This window comes from Elusimicrobiota bacterium, assembly GCA_026388095.1.
In the GTDB taxonomy this organism is placed as follows: domain Bacteria; phylum Elusimicrobiota; class Elusimicrobia; order UBA1565; family UBA9628; genus UBA9628.
In genome coordinates, this window is record JAPLKL010000045.1 from 70642 (window position 1) to 95043 (window position 24402).

The 24402-nt window shown below is 68.8% G+C and carries 16 protein-coding genes; 5 read left to right on the forward strand and 11 right to left on the reverse strand.

The window, feature by feature from the left end:
• Window positions 1-40 precede the first annotated feature (40 nt).
• Genes NTY77_11665 through NTY77_11685 form a run of 5 tightly spaced genes read right to left on the reverse strand, consistent with a single transcriptional unit; the run spans window position 41 to window position 9290 of the window.
• The gene (locus NTY77_11665; GenBank protein MCX5796144.1) at window positions 41-787 is read right to left on the reverse strand and encodes a hypothetical protein; all 747 of its coding nucleotides are present in this window, start codon (window positions 785-787) and stop codon (window positions 41-43) included.
• Window positions 787-4710, reverse strand: coding sequence for a radical SAM protein (locus NTY77_11670; GenBank protein ID MCX5796145.1), 3924 nt, complete (start codon window positions 4708-4710; stop codon window positions 787-789). The genes NTY77_11665 and NTY77_11670 overlap by 1 nt, the downstream gene beginning before the upstream one ends.
• Entirely contained in the window at window positions 4707-5864 is a 1158-nt protein-coding gene (locus NTY77_11675; GenBank protein ID MCX5796146.1) for a hypothetical protein, read from the reverse strand. Before NTY77_11675 ends, NTY77_11670 begins: the two co-directional genes overlap by 4 nt.
• A complete protein-coding gene (locus NTY77_11680; GenBank protein MCX5796147.1) occupies window positions 5854-7101 on the reverse strand; it encodes a glycosyltransferase family 4 protein in 1248 nt (415 codons plus the stop codon). Before NTY77_11680 ends, NTY77_11675 begins: the two co-directional genes overlap by 11 nt.
• Window positions 7098-9290 carry a right-handed parallel beta-helix repeat-containing protein gene (locus NTY77_11685; GenBank protein ID MCX5796148.1) on the reverse strand — a complete coding sequence of 731 codons (2193 nt, stop codon included), beginning with the start codon at window positions 9288-9290 and terminating at the stop codon, window positions 7098-7100. Before NTY77_11685 ends, NTY77_11680 begins: the two co-directional genes overlap by 4 nt.
• 147 nt (window positions 9291-9437) lie before the next feature.
• Here NTY77_11685 and NTY77_11690 point away from each other — a divergent pair, with 147 nt between their 5' ends.
• A complete protein-coding gene (locus NTY77_11690) occupies window positions 9438-9950 on the forward strand; it encodes a response regulator (protein MCX5796149.1) in 513 nt (170 codons plus the stop codon).
• 61 nt (window positions 9951-10011) lie between these two features.
• Here NTY77_11690 and NTY77_11695 read toward each other — a convergent pair whose 3' ends face one another.
• On the reverse strand, window positions 10012-10494 hold the full coding sequence (locus NTY77_11695) for a hypothetical protein (protein ID MCX5796150.1): 483 nt from the start codon (window positions 10492-10494) through the stop codon (window positions 10012-10014).
• Between the two features lie 174 nt (window positions 10495-10668).
• Here NTY77_11695 and NTY77_11700 point away from each other — a divergent pair, with 174 nt between their 5' ends.
• Complete coding sequence (locus NTY77_11700; protein ID MCX5796151.1) at window positions 10669-11544, forward strand: oxaloacetate decarboxylase; 876 nt, start codon at window positions 10669-10671, stop codon at window positions 11542-11544.
• Window positions 11545-11558: 14 nt separating this feature from the next.
• On the opposite strand, the gene NTY77_11705 is transcribed toward NTY77_11700, so the two are convergent.
• Window positions 11559-13463, reverse strand: a complete 1905-nt coding sequence (locus NTY77_11705) for a hypothetical protein (protein ID MCX5796152.1) — start codon at window positions 13461-13463, stop codon at window positions 11559-11561.
• A gap of 156 nt (window positions 13464-13619) precedes the next feature.
• Between NTY77_11705 and NTY77_11710 the strand changes: the two genes are divergently transcribed.
• Complete coding sequence (locus tag NTY77_11710; GenBank protein ID MCX5796153.1) at window positions 13620-14015, forward strand: hypothetical protein; 396 nt, start codon at window positions 13620-13622, stop codon at window positions 14013-14015.
• Window positions 14016-14034: 19 nt separating this feature from the next.
• Here NTY77_11710 and NTY77_11715 read toward each other — a convergent pair whose 3' ends face one another.
• The 4 genes from NTY77_11715 to NTY77_11730 are packed head-to-tail and all read right to left on the reverse strand — an operon-like array spanning window position 14035 to window position 19842.
• On the reverse strand, window positions 14035-15327 hold the full coding sequence (locus tag NTY77_11715) for an extracellular solute-binding protein (GenBank protein MCX5796154.1): 1293 nt from the start codon (window positions 15325-15327) through the stop codon (window positions 14035-14037).
• A 17-nt stretch (window positions 15328-15344) separates the two neighbouring features.
• Entirely contained in the window at window positions 15345-16607 is a 1263-nt protein-coding gene (locus NTY77_11720; GenBank protein MCX5796155.1) for an aminoacetone oxidase family FAD-binding enzyme, read from the reverse strand.
• Complete coding sequence (locus NTY77_11725) at window positions 16607-17395, reverse strand: hypothetical protein (protein MCX5796156.1); 789 nt, start codon at window positions 17393-17395, stop codon at window positions 16607-16609. Before NTY77_11725 ends, NTY77_11720 begins: the two co-directional genes overlap by 1 nt.
• Entirely contained in the window at window positions 17392-19842 is a 2451-nt protein-coding gene (locus NTY77_11730; protein ID MCX5796157.1) for a xanthine dehydrogenase family protein molybdopterin-binding subunit, read from the reverse strand. The genes NTY77_11725 and NTY77_11730 overlap by 4 nt, the downstream gene beginning before the upstream one ends.
• A gap of 476 nt (window positions 19843-20318) precedes the next feature.
• Between NTY77_11730 and pgi the strand changes: the two genes are divergently transcribed.
• Both pgi and NTY77_11740 read left to right on the forward strand, forming a co-directional pair.
• Entirely contained in the window at window positions 20319-21959 is a 1641-nt protein-coding gene (gene pgi, locus NTY77_11735) for a glucose-6-phosphate isomerase (protein MCX5796158.1), read from the forward strand.
• 1 nt (window position 21960) lies between these two features.
• On the forward strand, window positions 21961-24393 hold the full coding sequence (locus tag NTY77_11740; GenBank protein MCX5796159.1) for a prolyl oligopeptidase family serine peptidase: 2433 nt from the start codon (window positions 21961-21963) through the stop codon (window positions 24391-24393).
• Window positions 24394-24402 lie beyond the last annotated feature (9 nt).

Genomic DNA, 24402 nt, shown 5'->3' on the forward strand with positions numbered 1-24402 from the left:
TGCATTTTCAATCCGCAAAGTCGCCGTCCCTTGGGAGGCATCATACCATAGCTCCCCGCTCGACGGACGCATCGATGCGGGCCTGGTCGCGCCGCAAAGGCGGCGTGGGCAAGACGCAGTCTTCAAGCCTCATCCAGCCGTGGTCCAAGGCGTAGACCGTGGAGTCCGTCTGGCCCTCGAACTTGCAGCCGACCAGGTCGACCATGGACCAGCCCGAGGCGGAGCAGCCCTGCTCCCCGCCGCGGAAGAGGACTCTCTCCAGGCGCACCTGGGAGGCGTCGCAGCAGATGGCGCCCCAGCGGCCGGCCGCGAACTCGCCGCCGGAGAACCGAACGCGCGAAAAGCCCCAGGTCCAGAGCCCTTTCTCGCTGCCCTGCAATACGCAGTGCTCGCATTCGAGCCGGGCCTCGTCGAAGACCTGCAGCGAAGTCTCACGCGCGCCTTGGAGACGCGCGTGCTTGAGCAGGCCTCGACCCTGGCCCAAAAGTGAGATCCCGCCCCAGGACTCTTCGGGCCGGCCCAAAGACACGGGCGCGGCCTCGGTGCCCAGGATCTCCAGCCGGCCCTGCACCACGAGGTCGCAGAGTTCGCGGCGGGTGGCTTCGATGGGCCAGCCCTCCGGCGCGCTGCGGAACACCGCGCAGGACCAAGCGGGCTTGGCGGCGAAGTTCACGGTGCTGCCTGCGGTCAGGCGCAGAGTCTTTCCGGCCGGGACCAAAACGTCCCCGTCCACCGAAACCTCTCCCGACCACTCGGCATCGGTGTCCAACACCCCGTGCCAGTCCATCAGGCCTCCACCGGCGGTAGCGGAAGTTCCGCCGGTGCCGGCCGGACGGATTTCCTCACGGCCGGCACCGCTTGAGCCAGCGGCAGCTTCTTGGCCGCGGCGAGTATCCGAGCCCTGGCTTCGGGCCGGTTGGTGACATGGCAGGCCAGGTCGTCGACGTTGTAGCCGGCGTAGCGCACGCAGCGGCGGCACCACGGATGCGGTTTGCCCTGCGCCATGCCGCGGCGCAGGCCGCGGTAGAAGGCCGAGTTCCAGACTGAGGCCGGGTCCTCGCGCTTTAGGTTTGCGATATGGCTGCCCCAGCGGCAGCAGGGCAAGACCGAGCCTTGCAGCTCGACATATATGTGCTGCCAGGGCTCAGGGCAAGCCGACGCGTTGGGTGGGGCGCTGCCGAAAAGGGGCGGCAACTCAAGGTTGAAGGGCCGTGAGGGATTGCTCGCGCGCAGGCCTTCGGCCACCGCGGCCGCGCGGCGCAAAGACTCGTTGGTCTCTTCCTGGTGGAAAAAGCAGGAGAGCGGCAGGTGCTCCGGAGTGAACACCTCCACGTGCAGGCCGCGCACGCTCTGCGCGCCCAGGTCCCAGGCCAGGCGAACGAGATCAGGAAGGTCCGCGATGTTGCGGCTGTTGAGCACGCTCACCAGCTCTAGGTGCAGGCGGCTGCCCGCGTCTCGGCTGTCGCGCTCACGGGCCAGCCGGCGCAGATTGGCCAGGATCGCGTTGAAGCGGCCCTTGAGACCGGTGAGCTCTTGATGCAGGTCCGCGCGGGAGCTGTGCAAGGAGACCTGCACCGAGTAGCGGCCCTCCAGCAGGCGCTCTACGATCGCGGGCCGCAGGGGCGTGCCGTTGGTGGTCAGGATCTTCTCGGTGTCGGGCAAGGAGCGGTTGATGTGGTCGAGGAAGGCCTCGGCCTTGGGCATGAGCAGGACCTCGCCGAAGCCGGTGAAGGTCACCTTCTTGGCGCCGCTCAGGAACGCCCCCATCCGGGCTTCGAAGAAATCCCGGTAGGTCTCCAAGGTGAAGCGCGGGTACGCGCCTTCCGGGCAGAAGATGCAGCGCGCGTTGCACACTTGGTGCGTGCCCAAAGTCACCAGCTCCGGAGTGGAGAGCAGGCGCTCTTGGCGCGCGGCTGCTTCCTGGCGATTGAGCGCCACGTTCATCTGGCGGGGCGAGTACTTCGGAGGAGGAGGTGGAGGAAACGCCGGCCCCTTCGGGGGCCTGCCGGCCTTCTCATAGCAGCGGAGCAAAGCCTGGCGCAGGCTTTCGTCCGCGGACTCGCGGCGCCAGGAGCGGCGGTAGCAGAGGAGCGCGCGGGGCCTATCGCCCTCATGCTCGTAGTAGGAGCCCAGCAGCAGCCACTTGTCAGGCTTGCGCCTCAGCACGCCCGAGGTCTCGGGCAGACCCATAGACAGGGCCGACTGGCAGAACTCTTCGTAGCGCCGGAAGCGCTCCGGGTAATCGTTGTGGCCGCGGTCCGCCTTCCAGAAGAGATGGTGCTCCTCGCCGGTGATGCCGAACTCCTTGGGATGATTGAAGAGCCGGGTGTTCTTGTCCAAAACGCAGAAGGACTGGCTGGCCAGCACCGAGTCGATGAAGGGCCGGACGCGCTTGAGCAAGCGCAGGGTCTGCTGGAAGTCCTGCCGGCTCTCGCCCGGGATGCCGAACATGATGTTGATCTGGGCCTTGATGCCGACCTGGTGCGCGGCGCGCAAGGTGCGCAGGGCCTGCGCGTTGGTGAAGCGCTTGTTCATTCCGTCTCGCACCCGCTGGGAGCCGGATTCGATGCCGAAGCCCAGCCAGCGGCAGCCTGCCTTCGCCATCTTGGCCAGCAGGCGCTCGTCCATGCCCGGTACCACGATGGCCTGTCCCTCCCAGGTCACGGCCAGGCGCTCGGCTATGACCAGGTCGCAGAAGCGCTCCAAGGCCTTGAGGCTCCCGTTGAGCAACGAGCCGATGAAGTAGAAATGGCTCACCTGCGGGTGCAGGCGCATCTGGGCGCGGACTTCGGCGAAGATCCGGTCCCCGCTCATGGAGCGGAAGCTTTTCCAGAACTGCCACTCGCTGCAGAAATGGCAGGAGCGCGCGCAGCCGCGGCTGTCCATGATCTCCAGGCGCTGGGGGTTTCGGTAGCGGCCCGAGCGCATGTCTTCGGCGAAATCGGAATAGTCGGGGAAGGGCAGCCCGTCCAGATCCTTGATGGCGGGACGGTCCCCGCCGTCTTCGGGGCCTTGGGGGCCGCGCAGCACCAGCCCCGGCAAAGCTTGCAGGGGCTGGCCCTCCGCCAGCAGGTCGAGGAGCGCGCGCAAGGTCTCTTCGCCTTCGCCCGTGCACACGGCGTCAACGCGCGGGTCCTTGGCCAGGTCCTGGCCCCTCTGCTCGCGGGCGCAGCGCGGGCCGCCGAAGACCACCATCACCTCCGGGGCCGCGCGCTTGATGCGGCCCGCGACCTCCAGGCTTGCCAGCAAGGAGCTCTGGTGCGTGGTGAAGCCCACCACCCGCGCCCCGCTGGCCAGCACGCGCGCCACGAAGGCATCCACCGCGGCGGAGTTGGACTCCAGCAGGCGGCCCACCAAAGCCGGGTTCTCCCAGAAGGAGTAGCGGTCCTTGTCGTCCCAGGCCGGCCGGTCCGAGGCCGCGGCATGGTAGAGCTCGTTGTTCAGGTCGAAGCAGGCGGCCTGGTGGCCGCTCTGCCGCACGTAGGCGGCCAAAGCGGCCGAGGCGAAGGGCGGGCATTCCCGGCCCCAGCCCGGGCACTGGACCAAGGCGACTTTGGCGGATTTCTTCTCCTCTTTGGTGCAGGCCAAAGCCACGATCCGGTCCAGCGCCGGATTGGCGGTGCAGAGCAGCCAGCAGTGGCAGCCGCCGCGGGACACGCGCCGCCTTTCCTCCTCGGCTCGGGGCGACTTCCAGACTTCGTCGAAGGCCGTCTGCCGGACATTGCCCACGACGCGGTGCTTGTTGACCGGGCAGAAAAAGAGGTCGCCTTCGGGCCCCAGCATGGCGTAGCGTCGGCCGGCCAGGCAGTCCGCGAAGAAGCGGCGCGGCTTGCGGATGTACTCCTTGAGGTAGTGCCAGTACAACAGACGGCTCCAGAGCCCGGGCGTCTCGGCCTCGCGCCCCTGCAGCAAGCGGGGCAAGGCGTTCTCGCGCAGGCAGATATCTCCAATGACCAGGTCGATCTGGCGGAGCACTTCCTTGAGCTGTTCGGGCTTCCAGCGGAAGGAGGGGGCGACGTCTACGCCCTGGTGGTTGACCACCATCTGGGCGCCGAACCATAGGCCGCGCTGCGTCACGTACTGATAGGCGGGCCAGAGCTCTTGGAAGTTGCGGGGCGTGAGGGTGAAGTTGAAGCTGAAGGAGACCTCCGGGAACTCTTGCTGGAGCATGTCCGCGCTGGCCACCAGGCCCGCGAAGGCTCCCTTGCGGCCGCGCACCAGATCGTGCGTGCGGCCCAGGCCGTCCAAGGACGAGCCCAGCCAGAGCTTGCCCGCGCCGGCCGCGCGCAGCTCGCCCAGCCTGCGGCGCAGCAAGTCGGGGTCGCCCAGGTGGGAGAGGATGCCCAAGGAGGCCTTCGGGAAGCGGCGGCGCAGCAGCGCGGCGAGCTCGGGCAGGTCCGGCCGCAGGCAGGGCTCGCCGCCGGTCAGGACCACGGTCTCGACTTCGGCCAAGGACCGCGCGCCGTCCAGGATGCGGGAGAGCTCCGCAAGGCCCAGCTCGCGGCGCGTCGCCGCGGGGTCGGCGCGGAGCAGGCGCCAGTGGTGGCACATGACGCAGCGCATGTCGCAGCGCCGGGTCAGCTCCAGGTGCAGTTCGCGGATGGGGGAGTCCGGCGTCCCCATTTGTTCCAGGCGCTGGGTCCCGCGCCGGACCATGTCCAGCAGCAGGCGCTGCGTCCAGCCCGTGGTGTCGGCCCCGTCGAGCCTCATGCCGGCTCCTTGCGGCAAAGGAGCTCCAGGGCCTTGGTGGTCTCCATGCACCACTTCTGGTGCAGGAGACCGAGGTCGGCGGCGAGGTCCGCGTCGGACTGCCGCTGCCGGCCCATGGGGAAGGCCAGGACGTCCGTGGCCGAGAGCAGGCGCAGCCCGAGCTGACGCATGCGCAGGCAGTAATCCAGCACCGCGCTGTCGAGGCCCAAGAACCGGTCGTCGAGCAGGCCCGCCAGCGCGGGCGCGCCGCGGTCCAGCATCCAACAGAAGGCGTCGAGGTAAGGCGCGCACTCGCGGTGCCCGCGGCCGGCTAGGCCATGGGCCGCGGAGAGCAAAGCCAAGGAGCCGGAGCGGGGGGCGCCGCCGCGCACCGCGCCTACGGCCGCCAGGGGCGCCTCGCCGCGAAGGTATTCGCGCATGCGGCAGAGGCCCGGTCCGGGCAAAGCCGCGCCGTCCAAAGACAGGACGCAGCGATACCGCGCGCGCCGCAGGGCCGCGTTCCATGCCGCCACCTCGCCGCGGCCCGGCCGCACAGGCGCGACCTCGCATGGGAAGGGCAGGCGGCCCAAGTGCCGGCGCAGGCCGTTCTCCCGGCCCCGGACCAGGATGCTGACCCCGTCGCGGCAGGCGCGGGGCACGGCCGCGGCGGCCCGCTCGGCCAAGAAGCGCCGGCCCAGCTCGGCGCAGACGTCCGCGGCGCTTCCCACCGGCACGGCGTCCTCCGGAGCCCGGCCGCAAGCGCGCGGCCAGGGGGCGGCGAGCAGGACCAGGTCCGAGAGCTCGCAGGCTCCGGTGAGCTGCTCTCGCCAGGAGGCGGCGAAGTTCTCCAGGCGCAGGAGGCTGACGCGCGGCGTGGAAGGCGACCAGCCGGCGACCTTGTGCAGGTTGTCTATGCTCGCCGCCTCGCCCACGGCGAGGACCACGTCCACCTGGACGTCGAAGAGGGCTTCCTTCACCTGCTCGAAGAAATCCCTCTGCGCCCGAGGCGCGAAGCTGAGCCCGCCGCGGCTCAGTCCCGGTCCGCCGGGGTCCAGCGCCGCGGCCGCGCCCCAGCGGGAGCCCAGCTCGCGCAGAAGCTGCGAGGTCCAGCGGCCCTCCTGCGGGGCGGGCTCGTTGAGCCAGCCCGGGACCAAGACCAGGATCCTATAGGACATAGGACGTCTCCATGGGCGCGCGCGCCAGCACTTCGTCGTAGAGGTCCCCGACCCGCGGCGCGAGCTTCGACCACTCGTAGCGGCCGCGCACCAGCTCCAGGCCGCGCTGCCCGAGCTCCTCGCGCAGGGCCGGCGAACCCAGCAGGCGCAGACACTGGGCCGCGAACTCGGCCGCGGTGTCGGCCGCGAGCACTTCGCGGCCGGGCGTCAGCTGCAGGCCGCGCAAGGAGCGCGTGGTGGCGACCACGGGCAGGCCCATGGCCAAGGCCTCGAGAATCTTGCCCTTGATGCCCTCGCCCAGGCGGATGGGCGCCACGAAGACCGTGGCGCGCTGCAGATAGGGCTTCACGTCGTCCACCGTGCCCGTGACCGTGATGCCGGGCAGGTCGCTCTCCAGCCGGCGCACGGCGGGAGTGGGGCTGGAGCCCACGGCGAAGAAGCGGGCGTCGGGCCGCGCCTTATGGATGGCGGGCCAGACTTTTCGGCAGAAGAAGACCACCGCGTCCTCGTTGGGGTAGTGGGGGTAATGTCCGACGTAGACGATGCTGGGCGCGGTCTCGTCCCGAGTCCCCTGGCCGGGGGCGAAGTGCGCGGTCTCGACTCCGGTGGAGATGGCCCGGATCTTGGCGGCCGGGATGACGCGCGAGAGGCGGGTCCGATCCGTCTCGGTCATGACCACGACCCGGTCGAACCAGGTCCCGGCCTGGCGCACGAAGGCGACCCGGCGGCGCCACTCGCCCACTTGCAGGAACTTGCGCCAGCCGTGCATCTCCCGGAAATAGGAGCCGAAGAAGGCGATGGACCCGGCGTCGTGCTGGGTCCAGATCTTGGGCATGCCCGCCAGGCGCCGCGCGTAGAGGGCCGTGAGGTCGAACTCGGCGTGCACCAGGTCGGGGCGCTCTTGCTCTACGAGCTCCTCGACCTGCTCGGCGGTCTCGGGGCAGAAGAAGCGGGCCACGTCCTCGGGCAAGGGCACGCCTTCGAAGCGCCGCGCCGCGAACCCCTCGGGCCGGGGCAGCCAGTGGATCTTCTCGAAGACCGGCCTGAGGTAGAGGTGCTCGCGGTGGAGCTCCTCCGCTATGTGGCGCGCGTCCAAGGCCGCGTCCTTGGGCAAAAAGGTGGCCAAGGAGAAGCGGAACCGGTCCCGCAGGAGGCGGCAGAGGGTGTGCACGCGCTTGCAGCCGCCGTCGAGGGGATAGGGCGGGCAAGGCGTCATGAGGAAGACGTGCGGCTTCATGCCCGGGCCCCCGGCGCGTCGTATGTGGGATTGCGCTCGCAGTGCGAGTCCTTGCCGTTGGATTCGAAGGCGTTGTCTGAGAGGCGCGCGTCACAGCGGTGGTCCAGCCACACGGCCGTGTCCCGGCAGCGGGAGAATCGGCAGCCGGAGGCGGCCAGGCGCGGTCTTTGCAAAGCCAGGATGGCGTTCTCATTGTCCGAGAACACGCAGTCCCGCAGTTCCACGCGGGAGTCCTCCTCGGCCAGGATGGCGGTCTTGCTCTGGCGCATGAACGACACGCCGCGCAGCCGCGCGCTGGACTGGTGGCTGCAGTGCAGGGCTTCCCGGTTGTCCTGCCAGGTCCCGCCGCGCGCTTGCAAGGATGAGTCGTTCTGGACCCAGATGCCGATGCCGTTGCCTTCGCCGCACACGCCGGCAAGCCGGGCCTGCGCTCTCTGCAAGGTCTGCAAGCCCACGGCGTTGCGCGCGAACCGGCAGTCGCGCAGGCGCAACCGGGCGGCTCCGGAGGCGAAGAGGCCGGCGTTCTGCTCCCAAACGCTCGCGCGGGCCAGCAAAGCGGAGTGTCCCAGGGCGGCGGCGGCCGAGTCGGAGCAATCGCGATAGTTGCCTTTGAGGTCCGCGGCCATGGCGCAGCCTTCCACGAGGACTGCGCAGCGGCTCTTGAAGAACCGGCAGCCGCGCAATCGGGCTTTGGCGTCGTCCTGCAGCCAGACCGCGGCCTTGCCCGCCTCGGAGAAGCGGCAGTCGCTCAGGCGCGCGGCCGAAGCTCCAGCCCAGGCCGTGCCGCCCAGGCCGCCGCGGAATTCGCAGGCGTGCAGTTCTGCCCGGCAGAAGTCCGCTCCCAGGATGGAGTAGTCCGCGGCCGCATCGAAGCGCGCGTGCCGGATGTCGGCCCGGGCTTGTCCAAGCAGGAGTATGCCGCCCCAGGCCGCTCCTGAGAAGACGACTTCGCGGCCGGGCTCGCCCAATATCTCCAAGGTGCCGTGGACTACGAGCGCGCAGAGGCCGGAGGGGGGCACGGTCATGCGGCGCTGGAATGCCAGGCGGTCCAGGACCGGGCCGGGAGCGGCGCTGACATGGATCCTCGTGCCGGGACGGATGCACAGGCGGGAGCCGGCCGGGACGACCACCGTTTGGCTGAGCTCGACTTCGCCTTCCCAGAGGAGTCCGCTGGCGGGCTGGGAGGGGACGGGGTCTCCGCCGAGGTCCAGCCACAGGCGCCGGATGGCGTCGCGCAGGGGGAGGCCGCGTCTGTGCAGTAGGGGGAGGCTGGCTTGGTAGAGGGCGGCTAAGAGCCGGCGCGCCTGCCGCACCGCGGCGTCTCGGATGGGGGGCCAGAGCTCGACTATGCGGTCGCGGAGCCAGGCGCTAGCCTTCAGAAAGCGGTCGCGCAGCCAGAGGGCGGCGTCGCAGACGCGGTCCCGGGTCCAGGCGTAGGTCTGAAGAAAGCGGTCGCGCAGCCAGAGGGAAGTTTCTACGATGCGGTCGCGGGTCCAGGCGCAGGCCTGGAGAAAGCGGTCGCGCAGCCAGAGGGCGGCTTCGATGACGCGGTCGCGGAGCCAGGCGCAGGCTTGGAGAAAGCGGTCGCGCAGCCAGCGGGCGGCTTCGATGATGCGGTCGCGGAGCCAGGCGCAGACCTGGAAGAAGCGGTCGCGGATGTAGGCGAGGGCGCGCAGAGTCAGGTCGCGGGTCTTGCGGTAGAGGGTGTGGGCCGCGTCGTAGAGGGGAGAGAGGCGTTTGATGAGTTGGTCTACGAGCCAGGGGCAGCCGGGGATGATGAAGAGGGCGGTCGAGAATAGGGCGATGGTGTGGTTCCAGTAGCGTCGTGGGCCTTGGCGCAGGAGCACCCAGGGGAGGGTCCCGCGTTGGTAGGCTTCGACGCGGCCGACGATGCCGGAGGCGGGAACTGGGGGGTCCCAGGAGGTTTGGCCGTCGCCTTTGGTCCTGAGGAGGATCCCGGAGGTTTGTGTGGTCGTCCAGACGAGGCGGTGCGCCACGACTTCGCGGTCTTTCATGAAAACGACGATGTCGCCGAGGCGGAGGTCCGCGGGGGGGACGCGGCGGACTCGGATGCGGTCGCCGTTGCGCAGCAGGAAGCGCATGGAGTGGCCGGAGATCTCGAGTTGGCGGTCCGCAGCAAGGGTCGCTGGGGTATCCACGGGAGGGGCGGCGAGGTCAGGCGGGGGCATAATAGCCGACGAGTATCAATTATTATAACAACCTCGCGAGAGTGTTGTGCGGAATTTCTCAGTCCGGAGGCGCTGACGGCCGGCCGATGTTTTAGCTTCTGAAGATTTTTGTTGACTTCCGGACCCCGGCGCAATACAATCTGGTATATGCCTGTCACAATACTGGCCGTCGATGACGAGCCCATCGTCCTCCAGCTCCTGAAGGATTACCTGGAGGGGGTGGGCTACAATGTGCTCATCGCCGGCGACGGCTACAGCGCCATATCCATGTTCGCGCAGGGCAAGCCGCGGCTGGTCATCCTCGACTACAACATGCCGGCGGGCACGGGGGGAGACGTTCTGGACCGCATCCGCGGACGGGCCGAGGGCGCCATGGTGCCGGTGATCTTCCTGACCGCGGCCAGCCTCGCCGAGGTCCAGATGCAGGTGCCGCCCGCTCCCAACGTGCGCTTCCTCAACAAGCCCGTGGATTTCGCCAAGCTGGAGGCGGCCATCAAGGAGCTGCTGGGATCTGCGGCGGTGTCCAAGCCGGCTCCGGCGGCTCAGCCGGCGGTCCCTGCGGCGCCGCCGGCGGCGTTCGACTCCGTGGATAAGGATCCGGGCGCGGTCACCGTCCTGGACCTCGACGCGGACGACACTCCGCCCGCCGGAAAGAAATAGCCGGCCCGCGCGTCGAGCGTGCTCGGCCGCTGGAGCTTGAGATCCCCCAGCAGCCAGGGATCTATTTCCGAACGGGCTTCTGCGCTTCCGTCTTTTCTTCGTGCTTATCGCGCATCCTGCGCATCTTCTTGCGCGAGGCCCTGCAGTCGACGAAAAGCTCGTCGTTGTGCTTCTGGAGGCAATCGCCCACCTTGCTCTTCTCCACGCCCTTGCAGAATCGAGCCGCGTCAGCCTTGCAGGCATCCTTGGCCTGCTCCCGGGCGGCCGTGACATTCTTCTGGGCGTGCTCCTGGATGCCCGCCTGGCAGGCGTCGGAGAGCGCGGCTTCGTGCTTCTTGAGGCACTCGCCGATCAGGCCCTGCTCCGCGTCTTTGCAGAACCGTTCGACGTCAGGTTTGCAGGGCCCGCTCCTGAGGTTGGACTTCTCGGACTTGGGCGCGGCCGGGACCTGCTGGATCGCCGTCTGATCCTGCGGCTGGGGCTGCTGGGCCGACGCTGCCCCCGCGGATAGAAGGGCTGCCAGACACATCGACACTGTTCTCATTGACGGCCTCCTTTTTGTACGCCCGCGCCGGACCTGTAGAACTCCTGGATCACCCGTCGTCGTGATTCTACCAAAAGCGTCTCAGGCGCTTCCATCCCGGCGCGCGGTCCGGCCTCCGAGCATGATATCATAGCCTCCCAGGACGCGACAGACGTCCGCCGCAGGAGGGCCGCCATGAAGAAGACGACGCTGTTCCGGAAGCTCATCCACGACCCCGAGATTCTGCAACTGCCGTGCTGCCACGACGGCCTTTCCGCGAAGGTGCTTGAGCAGGCGGGATTCAAGGCCATCTCGGCCGCCGGCTACGGCCTGGCGGGCAGTCTGCTCGGCATGCCGGATATCGCCGTGCTGACCGGCTCGGAGATGATCGATCAATATCGGAACATCTGCGACGCCGTGGACCTCCCCGTTTTCGTCGACATCGACACCGGATTCGGGGACGTCAACAACGTCATCCGCGCCGTGAGAGACTGCGAGAAGGCCGGCGCCGCGGGGCTGTTCATCGAGGACCAGACCTATCCCAAGCGCTGCGGCCACATGGCGGGCAAGAACGTCGTCCCGGCCGAGGAGTTCCTGCCCAAGCTGAGGGCGGCGCTCTGGGCCCGGCAGGACCCCGATTTCGTGGTCATGGCCCGAACGGACTCGCGCGCGGTCCACGGAATCGAGGAGGCCCTGCGCCGAGCCCGGCTCTATGCCCGGACCGGTGCCGACATGGTCTTCGTCGAGGCGGTGCATACCGTCGAGGAGATGCGTTCGGTCAACGCGGCCCTGGCCGAATCCAAGACGCCGAGCATGGCTAACCTGATCGAGGGAGGCAAGACCCCTCTGCTCAGCGCCAAGGAGCTCCAGGAGCTGGGCTACAGCGTGGTCGTCTATCCCTGCGCGTCGGTCTTCACCGCGGCCAAGGCCCTGCGCGACTGGGCGCGCCACCTCAAGGAGCACGGCGGCACAGCGGATTATCTCGACCATATGCTGACTTTCGACGAGTACTTCGCGTTCATCGGAGCGGACGCCATCCGGGAGCGGGAAAAGCGGTTCCTGGGGGACTAGGCCTCGGGACAGGCCTAGCGAGAGACGCCGGCCTTGGCCGCGGCCTTCTCGGCCGTGGCCAGGGCGCGCAAGGCCTCGCCGTAGGGCGGAGTCCAGGGGCCTTGGATGCGCGCGGAGGCCTTGGGGTCGGCGAGCGACCAATCGGCGCCGATCTCGTCCCAGGCCTCGTGCCGGGCCAAGCCCTCGATGATCGCGACCACGGCCTCGTTGTTGACGCGGCCTTGGCCGGTGCCGGTATTGACGATGAAGTAGCAGCTGGGGCAGCGCCGACGCAGGGTCTGCAGATCCCAGGCGCTGCGGCAGGAGCCGGCCAGGATGAGCTTTCCGGGGCTCACTTTCTTGTCTACGAGACTTAGGATGCCGAATTGGGCGTGGCTGCGCAGGATCACGCCCTGCACCGCTGGATCGTGCAGGTCGCGCGAGAGGTCGGCCAAAAAGCGCCGTTCCACCGACCCGTGCATGAAGCCTTCCTTGTCTCCCGGGTAGAGCCTGGCCGTCAGCCGGATCTCCAGGCTCCCGAACGTCTTGGATACCGTGATCCCGTCGGTGGTGGAGTCGATCGCGTAGCCGCGGGCCAAGAACCGCGCCAGCCAGCCCTTATAGCTGTCGGTGCTGGCGAACTGCAGGACGAATCTCCACTGGTCGGCGGGCCAGGCGTCGTAGGGATCGGGGGGCAGCAGGCCGGAGTCCTCCAGCAGGCCCGGGGGCAGCAGCGCTTCCAGGGCGTCTATGCCGGAACGGTACTTGCGGGGCAGGATCTGCTCGTTCACCTTGAGATAGACCGCGATGCGCCGCGCCGTCGCCTCGGAGACCCCGGCGGCGCGGCCCTCAAGAGCGCGGACGTAGGCATCAAGAGCGCCGGACTTGCGGCCTTGCGCTGCGAGCTGGGTCAGCAGGCCTTCCAGCTGGGAGGCGTGGCCGCGGATATCGCCGGGGCGGCCGTCGGGAAAGAGCAGCGGCGCGATCGCCGCGGCTTCGCCGGGGTTCCTGTTGAGATAGGGGATGAGCGCGTCGTAGGCGTGGGAGCGCAGCAGGAAGTCGGCGGCGTAGCGCCCGGAGGAATCCTTTTCGCGGATGAACTCGCCGAGGCCGCGGCCCTCGGCGCCGAGCAAGCTCTCCAGGCGCCTGAAGTAGAGCTGGGCATCGAGGGCATGGGGGGCTTGGCTGCGGCTCAAGGCCACGTAGACCGTCAAGGGGCTGCGCAGGCTGCCGGCGAAGGACGTCTTCTGCTCGGGCTTGAGCGATGCGACCAGCGCGAGCTGGCGCCGCAGCAGCGCCGCGGCGTCGGCGCCGCCCTGGCCCTCGTGCAAAGTGGAGGTCAGCAGGCGGAGGGCTTCCGGGGCGTCCGGGCTCAGGCCGGTCTCGGAGTCCTCATCCTTGGTGAAGCGCTTGGACAGGGCGGCGAGGCCCCGCGCGCGGCGCTTGGGGTCGCGCAAGTCCTTGGCCACGCGGCTCCAGGAGGGGTCGAATCCCGGCTCCGGCATGGGCGGCTTGGGCGCGGGCTGGACCTCGGGCTGCGCGGGCACAGCCGCGGCGCCGAGGGCCCCGGGCCGGGCTCCGTCGAAAAGCGCGTCCAGCGAGGGCGGCGGCTGGTCGAGCGCGATGCTGAGTTTGGGCAAGGCGAGGCGCCGGTCTGGTCCGGCCGGCGCGGCCGGCGCGGCCGCCGCGGTCTCTCGGGAGGACAGCGCCGCTTCGAGTTCCTCGGGACTGAGGATCGGCTCGCCGAGCCGGCCCTTGGCATCCAGGGTGAAGCAGCGGTCGCCGGCTATGGCGTAGCCCAAGGCCTTGAGCTGCTCCGCGTCCACGGCGTGCCGCGCCATGACCGCTTGGTAAGCCGGAGGCACGGCGGCAGCGGGCGCCGAGGCGCATGGCTGCGCCAGCAGGATGCGGAGGACGATGATCGCGGAGCAGACGGGCATCTTGTCCCCATCATTGTACGGCCCGGCGGTCCGGACCGCATGAGGCGAAAGGCCCGGCGCGGCCGGCCTATGGGCCCAGGAGCGGCGTCCTTAGCGGCGGCGCCGGAATAAGGGTAATATATAGAGCGCCGGTCCCATGGTCGTACTGGAGGTCTCATGAAGACAAGTTTCCTTACTGCGCGGTGGAAGTCCATGCTCATCGGCGGACTGACGGGAGCCGTCGTCTTCTTCATCCTGGCCGCCGCACGGGCTCAGTCCGTCTTGACCGTGGCTCAATTCCACGCCAACGCCAGAGCGTATGTGGGCGGCAGCGTGCAAGTGACCGGCCTAGCCAAGCACATCCGCGAGGAATCGAAGACGCGCAATGGCGTCAAGGTCCCCTTCACCACGCTCGACCTCTATGAGGTGGACTCCAAGGGCAAACAAAAGAACTATTACATCTACGTCTCGCTGCCGACCGGCGTCTTCTCATCCATGCCTGAAGACGGCGTGATGGCGAGCATCACGGGCACCATAAAGTGGCCTTACATGGTCGGCGCCATCGACCAGTAATCGAGGCGGGACGGATCCGTCAGGGCCGGGCGGCGGCCTGGTCCAAAGCTCGCTGATAGATGGGCGCGAATCCGTCCAGCGCCCCCCGCGCGGAGCTCTTCCCGAAGATGGCGGAGCGCATCGCATTCACCAAGCCGACCCGCCCGATCTCGTCGGGCACCTCGGTCGGAGCCTCATAGACTCCGTAGCCCACGGCCTTGGCGATCGGCGCGAAGAGCTCGTCCGCGGCGAGGTTCTGGTTTGACCGCCTCAAGCCCGGGGCCAGCTGGTAGCCGGGGACCCGGCTTCCGACCTCGCTGCCGGTCAGCCACTTGGCCAGGCGCTGGGCCGCGGCGACGCGGTCCTGGTCGCCGCTGGCGATCACCCCGTAAAGGCCGAAGCCGCCGGTGGTCGCGGGCTTGCCCGTCCGCCCCAGCGGCAGCGGCAGGACCTGGAACCGGAAGCGCTCGGCCGCCAAAGTCCGGATGTACCCGGGCGGGCTCAGCAGCATGGCGGCGGCGCCGGTCTTGAAGTGCTCGCGGGTCGCGGACTCGTCGGCCGATAGGAAATCGGGGGCCAGGCAATCGCATCGCTTCTGCAGCCTGGCCAGCTTCGCCAGGGCGGACACCGCCTCCGGGCGGTTGCCCCAGAAGGTCCTCCCATCCGGGGACAGGATGCGCCCGCCGTCTATGTAGATCAAAGCGGGGACGGCGGCTCCGGCCGTCAAGGCATAGACCCGGGTCCCATCCTGGCGCTTGAAGCTGAGCTTCCGGCAGGCCTCGGCGAACCGGTCGAAGGACCACGGGGCGTCGAAGGACGGCGCCTCGACGCCGCGCTCCTTGAGCAGGTCGGTGTTGGCGAGGATGGTCATGGCCGTGACCCATAGGGGCCAGGCGTAGGGCTTGCCCCCGTAGCTGGCGGCCTCAAGCGCGTTGGGCAGGAAGTCCTGCCGGTCCGCTGGGGTCAGCCAGGGGGTGATCTCGGACAAGAGTCCCTGCCGCGCGTAGCGGGGGATCTCCGCGCTGGTCAGGCGCGCGAGGTCGACTCCGGCGCGCGAGGCCACGGCCGCATGCAGGCGCGCGTCCCCTTCCGGGGTATACGGGATCCCGACGACGTCCACCCGGATGTCCGGATTGTCGGCGCGGAACAGGTCGAGCGCGCGGTCGGTGGCCACGGTCGGCGGTTCGGTGCTGCCCGCCGCATAGCCGCGCTGGTAGAAGACGATCCGGACCTGCGTCGCGGCCGCCTCCAGGGCCCGGGCCTGCGGGGGCCAGGCGGCCGCGGCGATGAGCGCCAGGAGACTGACGGCTCTCAGAGTCCTCTGATCCGGCATATCATCCTCCCATTCATTCAGCGGGCCGAAGCCGCGGCCGAGCCCGCGGCCAGGCCTGAAGCCCAGGCGAAGTGGAGGTTGTAGCCGCCGCTGTCGCCGTCCACGTCGAGCATCTCGCCCGTGAGGTGGAGCCCCGCGGCTTTGCGCGAGGCGAAGCCGCGCGGGTCCACCTCGTCGGCGCTCACCCCGCCGGCCGTGACCATGGCCTCGTTCCAGCCGCGGGCTCCGGCCACTTCGAAGCGCCAGTCCTGCAGGAAGACCGCCAGCCGCTCGCAGGCGTCGCGGCCCAAGGAGTCCAGCGGGCGGTTCGCGTCCCAGCCCAACGAATCGATGATCGCCCCGGCCAATTGGGCCGGGAACATCCCCAGGAAGAAATCCTTGAGGGGCCGCTTCGGGCGGCCGGCCCAGCGGCCGATGACCAGCGCGCGCAGGCCCTGCGGGGTGAACTCAGGGAAGAGGTCGAGGCTGCCCGCCACCGGCCCCTTGGCCAAAGCCTGGACCGCCTCGCGGCTTACGTCCAAGGCCGCGGGCCCGGAGAGGCCGTAGTCCGTGAACAGGACCTCGCCCCGGCTGCGGCAGAGCTCGCGCTGGCCGCCCAACACGCGCAGGCCGGCCTCCACGCGCAGGCCGTGCAAACGCTTGACCGCGTTGTCCTTGACGAGCAGCGGGACCAAGGCCGGCGAGAGCCCGGTCACTGAGTGACCCAAGGACTTGGCCAAGCCATAGCCGTTCTCGCCGCCGCCGAGCTGGGGGTAGGAGGCCCCGCCGCAGGCCAGGATGAGCCGGTCGCAGCCCAGCTTTTCGGGGCCGAGAGCCTGGGCCGCTGGCGCGTCCTTCTTCCAGGGCACGGCCGCGGTCGTGATGATGAAGCTGACTCCCTCGCGCTCGACGGCCGCGGCCTCGGTGCCGAGCCGGACCGTCACGCCCAAGCGTTCCAGTTCCGCCTTGAGCACGTCGAGCACCGCGTGGGCTTTGCCGCACCTGGGGAATATCCTCCCGTCCGGTTCTGTGACGGTCAGGAGACCCAGTTCCGAGAAGAACCGGTCCGTCTTGAAGCGCGAGAGGGCCTCGCGGATGAAGGCGGGCTTGGCGCCGTGGTAGCGCTCCAGGGCCATGCGGCTGTTGCCGAGGTTGCAGCGGCCGCCGCCGCTGGCCAGGATCTTGCGGCCCAAGGAGTGCCCGCGCTCCAGGAGCGTGACCTGGGCCGTGCTCCGGCCCGCGGCTATGGCCGCGGCCAGGCCCGAGGCTCCGGCTCCGACGATGATGACCCGGTGGCCCATCACTTCGCCGGCGGCGGCGGGGGCAGGGCCGGCCAGACCATCTTCTCGGGGTGTACCGTAGGGGCGCAGCGCGTATAGAACTTGCCCTTGAACCAAAGGGCCACGTCCACGAAGTCGATGTAGTCGCGGTAGACCCGGACCATGGCGTCGCAGTTCTCGTCCGGGTCGCCCCCTGGGTCCGCCAACGTGTACTTGGCCAGACCCTCGCACACGGTCTGCTGGATCTTGGCGATATTGGTCTGGATCTCGAGCGGGATCCTGTTATAGCCCACGCCGACGCTTCCGGCGGGCGCGCCGGTCTCGGCCCTGGGTGGGTCGTAGGGACAGCCGGCCGAGTTGGCCAAGGCGCGGCCCATGCGGCGGCAGGCCCAGACCAGGTCCCGCCCCTCGAATTCGGCCATCGCGCAGCAGTTGCCGTCTTGGGTCAGGCCCGAGTTGAACCAGTGCCGGTATTGGTTGCTCTCCGCGGGGAAGGGTTTGGTGTTGGGCGGGCGGTGGCGGGCCGGGGTGTCCGGGCCCTGCTCGCACTGGACGAACGCGGGACCCAGCTTCTCCTCGTCCCCTGGCCGGACCGGTATGCCGCCGCTGGAGCCGCCTTTCCAAATCCCGGAATAGGGCTTGGTCCCTTCGGGAGCGCCGGTCTGGCCGGAGGGGTTCTCTCCCGGCTGGGTGTCGCTGCTGTTCTCGGCTGAGTATTCGGTCTGCTCGGCCGGCTGCTCTTCCTCCTGGGCCCTGGCTGAAGGCGCCAGGCACAACATCGCGGCCAGGAAGGCCGGCAGGGCCCTCATGACCGCCGGGCCTTGCGCAGGGCCAGCGCGACCTTCTCGGCCGTGATGGGCATGGTCTTGATGCGGATGCCCACGGCGTCCTCCACCGCGTTGGCCACCATGGAGGCGGCCGGGATCATGGTGTGCTCGCCCACGCCGCGCGCGCCGTAAGGGCCGTCCGGCTGGGCGGCCTCGATGATGATGGGCACCACCTCCTCCGGCATGTCGAGCGCCGTGGGGATCTTGTAGTCCGAGAAGTTGGCGTTGAGGAGGCGCCCCTTGGCGTCGAAGCGCATGTCCTCGTAGAGCACCGTGGCCAGGCCCTGCAGCATGCCGCCCGTGACCTGGCCTTTGATGAGCTCGGGATTGAGGGCCTTTCCCACGTCGGCGGCCAGCACGGCTTTGAGGACCTTCATCTTGCCGGTCTGCTTGTCGATCTCCAGGATGATGCCGCCCGCGCCCGTGGTGTAGTGCACGTTGGGGTGCCCGCCTTGCCCGGTCTCGGGGTTGGAGATGGCGGAGGCGAACTCGGGCATGAACATGCCGTGGCCCATGACCGGGCCGCCCTTGAAGGTGTGGTCCGCCGCCTCTATGCCGGTGATGACGAAGTCCTTGAAGGGCAGCTTCCAGCCTTTGTGCGTGCGGCACTTGACGCACTCGTCTTCCAGATAGAGGTGGTCCTTCTCCATGTGCAGGGTCCTCTGCACGGTGGCGAAGATCTGCTCGCGCGCGTCCAAGGCCGCCTTCTTGACCGCGTTGCCGCAGCCCCAGGTGACGTGGGAGCCCACGGTCTGCCACTCGTAGGGGTTGCGGTCCGTGTCCGGGGTCTCGACGCGGATCTTGGAGACCGGGACGGTGAGCACCTCCGAGGCGACCTGGGCCATGACCGTGAGCAGCCCCTGGCCGAGCTCCATGCCGGAGACCAGCAGGTTGATGCTGCCGTCCTCGTTGAATTTCAAGAAAGCCGAGGAGGATGCGTTGGGCGGCATGGCCGGCGCCTTCCAGTACAAGACCAAGGCCTTGCCGATGGCCTTGTGGGGGTCCTTGGAGACTTCCTTCTTGCCCCAGCGGATCTCGACCGCGGTCCGGCCGATGGCTTCCTGGATGCCGGTGGGGTTCATGGTCGCGCCGTAGGGCAGGATATCGCCTTCCTTGATGGCGTTCTTGCGGCGCATGGCCACAGGGTCCAGCTTGAGCTTGCGCGCGACCTGGGTGATGTGGGACTCCAGGCCGAAGCCGAACTCGGAGTAGCCGAAGCCGCGGTACGGGCCGCCGGGCGGCAGGTTCGTGTACATGCAGACCGAGTCGATCTTGAGATTGGGGACCTTGTAGGGGCCGGTGGCGGAGAGGCCGGCGGCGTTGACCACGTTGGCGCCGTATTCGACGTAGGCGCCCGCGTCCCAGTAGATGTCGTGCTCGAGCGCGGTGATGGTCCCGTCCTTCTTGACGCCCATCTTGAGCTTGGAGACCACGCCCTGGCGCTGGTAGGTGTTGTAGAACTCCTGGGCGCGGTTCCACATGATCTTGACCGGGTGGCCCTTGACCGTGGTGGCCAGGGCCGCGCCCAGGATCTCCATGGACACGCCGGCCTTGCCGCCGAAGCCGCCGCCGATGTAGGGGGTGATGACCCGGACGTCCTTGTGCGTGATGCCCAAAGGCGCCAGGGCCTCGGCGAAGCCGTGGCGTTGGGTGTAGGGCGACTGCGAGGCGGTCCACACGGTGAGGCGGCCGGAGGCGTCGTAAAGGCCGACCGCGCCGTGGACCTCTATGGAGCAGTGGGCGTAGCGGGGCACGGTGTAGGTGTCCTCGAAGACGAGGTCCGCGGCCTTGAAGCCCGCCTCCGCGTCGCCCTTGCGGATCTTGCGCCAGTGGGCGATGTTGGTGCCGGCCTTGGGGAAGAACCAGGGCACGTGCTGGTAGCGGCCGAGGTCGGGGTGGATGAGGGTGGCCTTCTTGCCCAGGGCGGTCATGGGGTCGAGCATGGGGGTGAGCTCTTCGTAGTCGACCTTGACCAAAGCGGCGGCTTTCTTGGCGGTCTTGGGGTCCCAGGCGATGACCGCGGCCACCTGCTCGCCGACGAAGCGCACGCGGTCCTGGGCGAAGATGTGGCGGTCCTTCATGTACAGCCCGAACACGTAGGGGAAATCCTTGCCGGTGACGACCTTGACCACGCCCTGGACCTTGAGGGCCGCCGAGGCGTCGATCCCCTTGATCTTGGCGTGGGCGTAAGGGCTCTCCACGATGCAGGCGTAGAGGAGCTTGGGGCCGAACTCGATGTCGTCTACGAACTGGGCCGCGCCCATGACTTTTTCCAGGCCGTCGATGCGGGGCACGGAGTGGCCCACGCTCTTGTATTCGCGGTCGGCGGGGTGGCGGAGGCGCTCGCCGAGCTTGAGCTGGTCCGTGACGGTCTTGTGGCCGTTGCCGTTGTGGTGCTTCGGCTTGTGGATGAGCTTGGATTTGTCCATGGGTCCCCCGGATTACTAAGGCGAAAGTTCAAGCCGATTCTAGCACTTTGCGGGGGCCGCAGAATCGGTCGGGTGCGCCGAAAATTTGCAGGTAGCCGCCAGACCGGGCGCCCGGAATTGCGCGCCCGGCAATCTCCCGTGGGGGTCCCTCCCTTGGTCCGTTGCTTTTCTGCAACTTCTCTACCCAACGCAGCGATATAGGGCATCTATTCCAAACGGTGTTGTTTTGGAGCAACGGACCAAGGGAGGCAAGGCTCGGCGGGTGGGAACTTTTTCGGGGGTCATCTCGTAAGAAAAGTATGGATTCTCAAGGGACGGTGCGTCGCATGGCGACATCGCTCAAAGAGTTGCGGCTGGACCGCGGAATCTCCCAGCGGCAGCTTGCCGATCATGCCGGCTACCTAAAAATCTTCGGCGCACCCGATCGGTCCGCCTGCTCTTGCAGGCCCGGGCGGCGAAGGTGTATGCTCCGGGACATGACGACCACCAGCCAGCCGCTGACCAAACGCAAGGCCTGGAGGGCGCTCGCCGCCCACCATAAGAAGCTCGCGCCGGCCCACCTGCGCGAGCTCTTCGCCGACGACCCCCGACGGGGAGAGCGCCTCACGCTCGAAGCCGCAGGCCTGTTCCTTGACTATTCCAAGAACCGCGTCACGGACCAGACCCTTGGCCTGCTGGTCCAACTGGCCGAGGAATCCGGCCTGCGCGGGCGCATCGACGCCATGTTCGGCGGCGAGAAGATCAACTCCACCGAGGGCCGCGCCGTCCTGCACACGGCCCTGCGCGCGCCCAAAGGCGCCTCCATCATCGTAGACGGCAAGGACGTGGTGCCCGAGGTCCATGCCGTGCTCGAGCGCATGGCCGCCTTCTGCGAGCTGGTGCGCGGCGGCGGCTGGAAAGGACACACCGGCAAGCGCATCAAGAACATCGTCAACATCGGCATCGGCGGCTCCGACCTCGGTCCCGTCATGGCTTATGAGGCCCTGCGCCACTACAGCGAGCGCGGCCTCGCCTTCCGGTTCGTCTCGAACGTGGACGGCATCGACTTCGTGGAGGCGGTCCGCGGCCTGGACCCCGCCGAGACCCTGTTCATCGTCTCCTCCAAGACCTTCACCACTTTGGAGACCATGACTAACGCTGAGGCCGCGCGGAGCTGGCTGCTCCGGGGCCTGGGCGGCGAGCGCGCCGCCGTGGCCAGGCATTTCGCGGCCGTCTCGACCAACGCCGCCAAGGTCTCGGCCTTCGGCATAGACACGGCCAACATGTTCGGCTTCTGGGACTGGGTGGGAGGCCGCTACTCCATGGACTCGGCCATCGGGCTCTCCACCATGCTGGCCATCGGGCCGGAGCGCTTCCGCGCCCTGCTGGCGGGCTTCCGCCGCATGGACGAGCATTTCCGCACCGCGCCTTTCGACCGGAACCTGCCGGTCCTCATGGGCCTGCTCGCGGTCTGGTACTCGGACTTCTTCGGCAGCCAGACCATCGCGGTCCTGCCCTACGAGCAGTACCTCAAGCGCTTCCCGGCCTACCTCCAGCAACTGACCATGGAAAGCAACGGCAAGAGCGTCACGCTCGGAGGCAAGCCGGTCGCCTGCGACACCGGCGCGGTGTATTGGGGCGAGCCCGGGACCAACGGCCAGCACTCCTTCTACCAGCTCATCCACCAGGGCACGCGCCTGATCCCCTGCGACTTCATCGCCTTCGGCCAGGCCCTGACCCCGCTGGGGCGCGCCCATGACCTGCTGCTGGCCAACATGCTCGCCCAGGCCGAGGCGCTGGCTTTCGGCAAGACCTTGGCGGAGGTCAAGGCCGAAGGCACGCCGGACTGGCTCGCGCCGCACCGGGTCTTCGCGGGCAACCGCCCGTCCAACGTCATCCTGGCCGAGCGGCTCACCCCGGAGGCTCTCGGGGCCTTGGTCGCGCTCTACGAGCACAGCGTGTTCACCCAGGGCGCGGTCTGGGACATCAACCCCTTCGACCAGTGGGGCGTGGAGCTGGGCAAAGCCCTGGCGACGCGCATCATCCCGGAGCTCGAGGCCGCGGCCGCCCTGGAGCTCGGGCACGACAGCTCGACCAACAGCCTGATCCGGCGCTGCCGGCTGATGAAAGGAGCCTGACATGAAACGCCAGCCTGCCCTCGTCGTCCTCTTTTGCTCCGCGTTCGTCTTCGGCCCGCTGTCTGCGGCGCGCGCCGAGACCCTCTACCAGAAGCCGCCCCAGGAGGTCCTCGACGTGCTGCACGCGCCGGCCGCGCCCGACGCGGTCATCAGCCCCACGCGCGACGCCATGCTCCTGGCCGCGCCCGTGCGCCATCCCTCCATAGCCTATGTCGCCGAGCCCATGCTGAAGCTGGCGGGAGTGCGCATCATCCCGCGCACCCGGCGGCTGCAGGATTCCCGCTACTGGAGCGCCTTGAGCCTGGTCGCCCTGCCCGGCGGCGCGGCGCGCGCCGTGAGCCTGCCCGTAGACGCCAAGGTCGGGCTCCCGTCCTGGAGCGCGGACGGCAAGCGCTTCGCTTTCATCAACATGGGCGCGGACAGCGTCGAGCTCTGGGTGGGCGACGCGGCCTCGGCCCAGGCCCGCCGCATCGCGGGCGTGCGCCTCAACCCCTTCCTCGGCGCGCCCCTGCTGTGGCTGCCGGACCAGAAGACCTTGCTCGTGCGCGCCGTGCCCGAGGGCCAAGGCGCGCCTCCGGCGCAGGACGCGGCGCCGCGCGGGCCGTCCGTCCAGGAGACCTCCGGCCAGAAGGGCGCCAGCAGCACCTACGAGGTGCGCGACGTGCTCAAGAGCCCCAAGGACGAGGAGCTCTTCGACTACTACGCGGCCGCCCAACTTCTGCTGGTGGACGCGGAGAGCGGCCGGGTCACGCCTTTGGGCAAGCCCGGCCTCTATGCCGGCGTCTCGCCTGCGCCGGACGGCCATCTTCTGGTGGTCACCATCCACCGGCCCTATTCCTACCTCACCACGGCCGAGCGCTTCCCCCGGGAGGTGGACATCTGGGACAGCTCCGGGACGCTGGTGCATCACCTGGCCTCGGTCCCTCTGGCCGACCGCGTGCCTATCTGGGGCGTGCGCACCGGGCCGCGCGATTTCACCTGGCGCGCCTGCGAGCCAGCGTCCGTGGTCTGGACCGAGGCCCTCGACGGCGGCGACTGGAAGACGCAGGTCCCGCAGCGCGACCGCCTCATGATGCTCAAAGCGCCCTTCACAGGGGAGCCGGCCGAGGTCCTGCGGGTCAGGGACCGCGTGGAGCATATCTTCTGGGGCGAGCGCCGCGGCCTGGCGCTGGTCCTGAGCGCCGACCCCATCAAGCACTGGACCCAGACCCACGCGGCGGACTTCGACGACCCCCAGCCGGCCGCGCGCCTGATCTGGGACATGTCCAGCGACGAGGCCTACAACCATCCGGGCTGGCCGGTCATGAGGACCTTGCCCAACGGCATGCGGGCGGTGCTCCAGGACCGGGACTCCATCTATCTCGACGGCCAGGGCGCCTCGCCCGAGGGCGACCGGCCCTTCCTGGACCGGCTGGACCTCAAGACCCTCAAGACCGAGCGGCTCTTCCGCTGCGACCGTTCTTCCTACGAGGAGTTCTACGCCTGGCTCGACCTCAAGGCCGGGACCTTCCTGACCCGGCGCGAGAGCCCCCAGGACCCGCCGAACTTCTTCGTGCGGGACCTCAAGGGCAAGCTGACCCCGGTCACGCGCATGCCCGACCCCGCGCCCCAGCTGCGCGGCATCACCAAGCGCCTGGTGACCTACAAGCGCGCCGACGGCGTGGACCTCTCCTTCACGCTCTACCTGCCCCCGGGCTACAAGGCGGGCACGCGCCTGCCCGCGATCGTGTGGGCCTACCCGCTCGACTACGCCGACCCCAAGATGGCGGGGCAGGTGACGGGCTCCACGCAGACCTTCACCACCTTGGACTGGCCCCTGCACCTCTTCCCCCTGCTGGAGGGCTACGCGGTGCTGGACAATCCCCTCATGCCCGTGGTGGGCGACGCCAACAAGATCTACGACACCTACATGGAGCAGTTGGTCGCCGGCGCCAAGGCCGCGGTGGACAAGGCGGTGGAGCTGGGCGTGGCGGACCGCGACCGCATCGGCATCACCGGGCACAGCCACGGGGGCCTCATGACCGTCAACCTCCTGGCGCACTCGGACCTCTTCCGCGCGGGGGTGGCGCGCAGCGGGGCCTACAACCGCTCGCTGACCGCCTTCGGCTTCCAGAGCGAGCGGCGCACCCTGTGGGAGGCGCCGGAGGTCTACACCAAGGTCTCGCCCTTCTTCCACGCCGACGAGATCAAGTACCCGCTGCTGCTCATCCACGGCGAGCTGGATTCCAACCCGGGGACCGTGCCTCTGCAGTCGCAGCAGCTCTTCGAGGCGGTGCGCGGCAACGGCGGCACGGCGCGCCTGGTGATCCTGCCTTTCGAGTCGCACGGCTACCGCGCTATGGAGTCGACCGAGCAGGTGCTCTACGAGATGCTGGCCTGGTTCGACAAGTACGTCAAGAACGCCGCGCCGCGCGCGGCCTTGAAAACCCCGTGAGCCTAGTCT

Bases quoted from the DNA above. Each gene is read 5' to 3' on its own strand.
- NTY77_11675 (MCX5796146.1), bottom strand. From the start codon at position 5,864: ATGTCCTATAGGATCCTGGTCTTGGTCCCGGGCTGGCTCAACGAGCCC.
- NTY77_11740 (MCX5796159.1), top strand. From the start codon at position 21,961: ATGAAACGCCAGCCTGCCCTCGTCGTCCTCTTTTGCTCCGCGTTCGTC.
- NTY77_11685 (MCX5796148.1), bottom strand. From the start codon at position 9,290: ATGCCCCCGCCTGACCTCGCCGCCCCTCCCGTGGATACCCCAGCGACC.
- NTY77_11715 (MCX5796154.1), bottom strand. From the start codon at position 15,327: ATGCCGGATCAGAGGACTCTGAGAGCCGTCAGTCTCCTGGCGCTCATC.
- NTY77_11700 (MCX5796151.1), top strand. From the start codon at position 10,669: ATGAAGAAGACGACGCTGTTCCGGAAGCTCATCCACGACCCCGAGATT.
- NTY77_11720 (MCX5796155.1), bottom strand. From the start codon at position 16,607: ATGGGCCACCGGGTCATCATCGTCGGAGCCGGAGCCTCGGGCCTGGCC.
- NTY77_11710 (MCX5796153.1), top strand. From the start codon at position 13,620: ATGAAGACAAGTTTCCTTACTGCGCGGTGGAAGTCCATGCTCATCGGC.
- NTY77_11665 (MCX5796144.1), bottom strand. From the start codon at position 787: ATGGACTGGCACGGGGTGTTGGACACCGATGCCGAGTGGTCGGGAGAG.
- NTY77_11670 (MCX5796145.1), bottom strand. From the start codon at position 4,710: ATGAGGCTCGACGGGGCCGACACCACGGGCTGGACGCAGCGCCTGCTG.
- NTY77_11680 (MCX5796147.1), bottom strand. From the start codon at position 7,101: ATGAAGCCGCACGTCTTCCTCATGACGCCTTGCCCGCCCTATCCCCTC.
- NTY77_11725 (MCX5796156.1), bottom strand. From the start codon at position 17,395: ATGAGGGCCCTGCCGGCCTTCCTGGCCGCGATGTTGTGCCTGGCGCCT.
- NTY77_11690 (MCX5796149.1), top strand. From the start codon at position 9,438: ATGCCTGTCACAATACTGGCCGTCGATGACGAGCCCATCGTCCTCCAG.
- NTY77_11705 (MCX5796152.1), bottom strand. From the start codon at position 13,463: ATGCCCGTCTGCTCCGCGATCATCGTCCTCCGCATCCTGCTGGCGCAG.
- pgi (MCX5796158.1), top strand. From the start codon at position 20,319: ATGACGACCACCAGCCAGCCGCTGACCAAACGCAAGGCCTGGAGGGCG.
- NTY77_11730 (MCX5796157.1), bottom strand. From the start codon at position 19,842: ATGGACAAATCCAAGCTCATCCACAAGCCGAAGCACCACAACGGCAAC.
- NTY77_11695 (MCX5796150.1), bottom strand. From the start codon at position 10,494: ATGAGAACAGTGTCGATGTGTCTGGCAGCCCTTCTATCCGCGGGGGCA.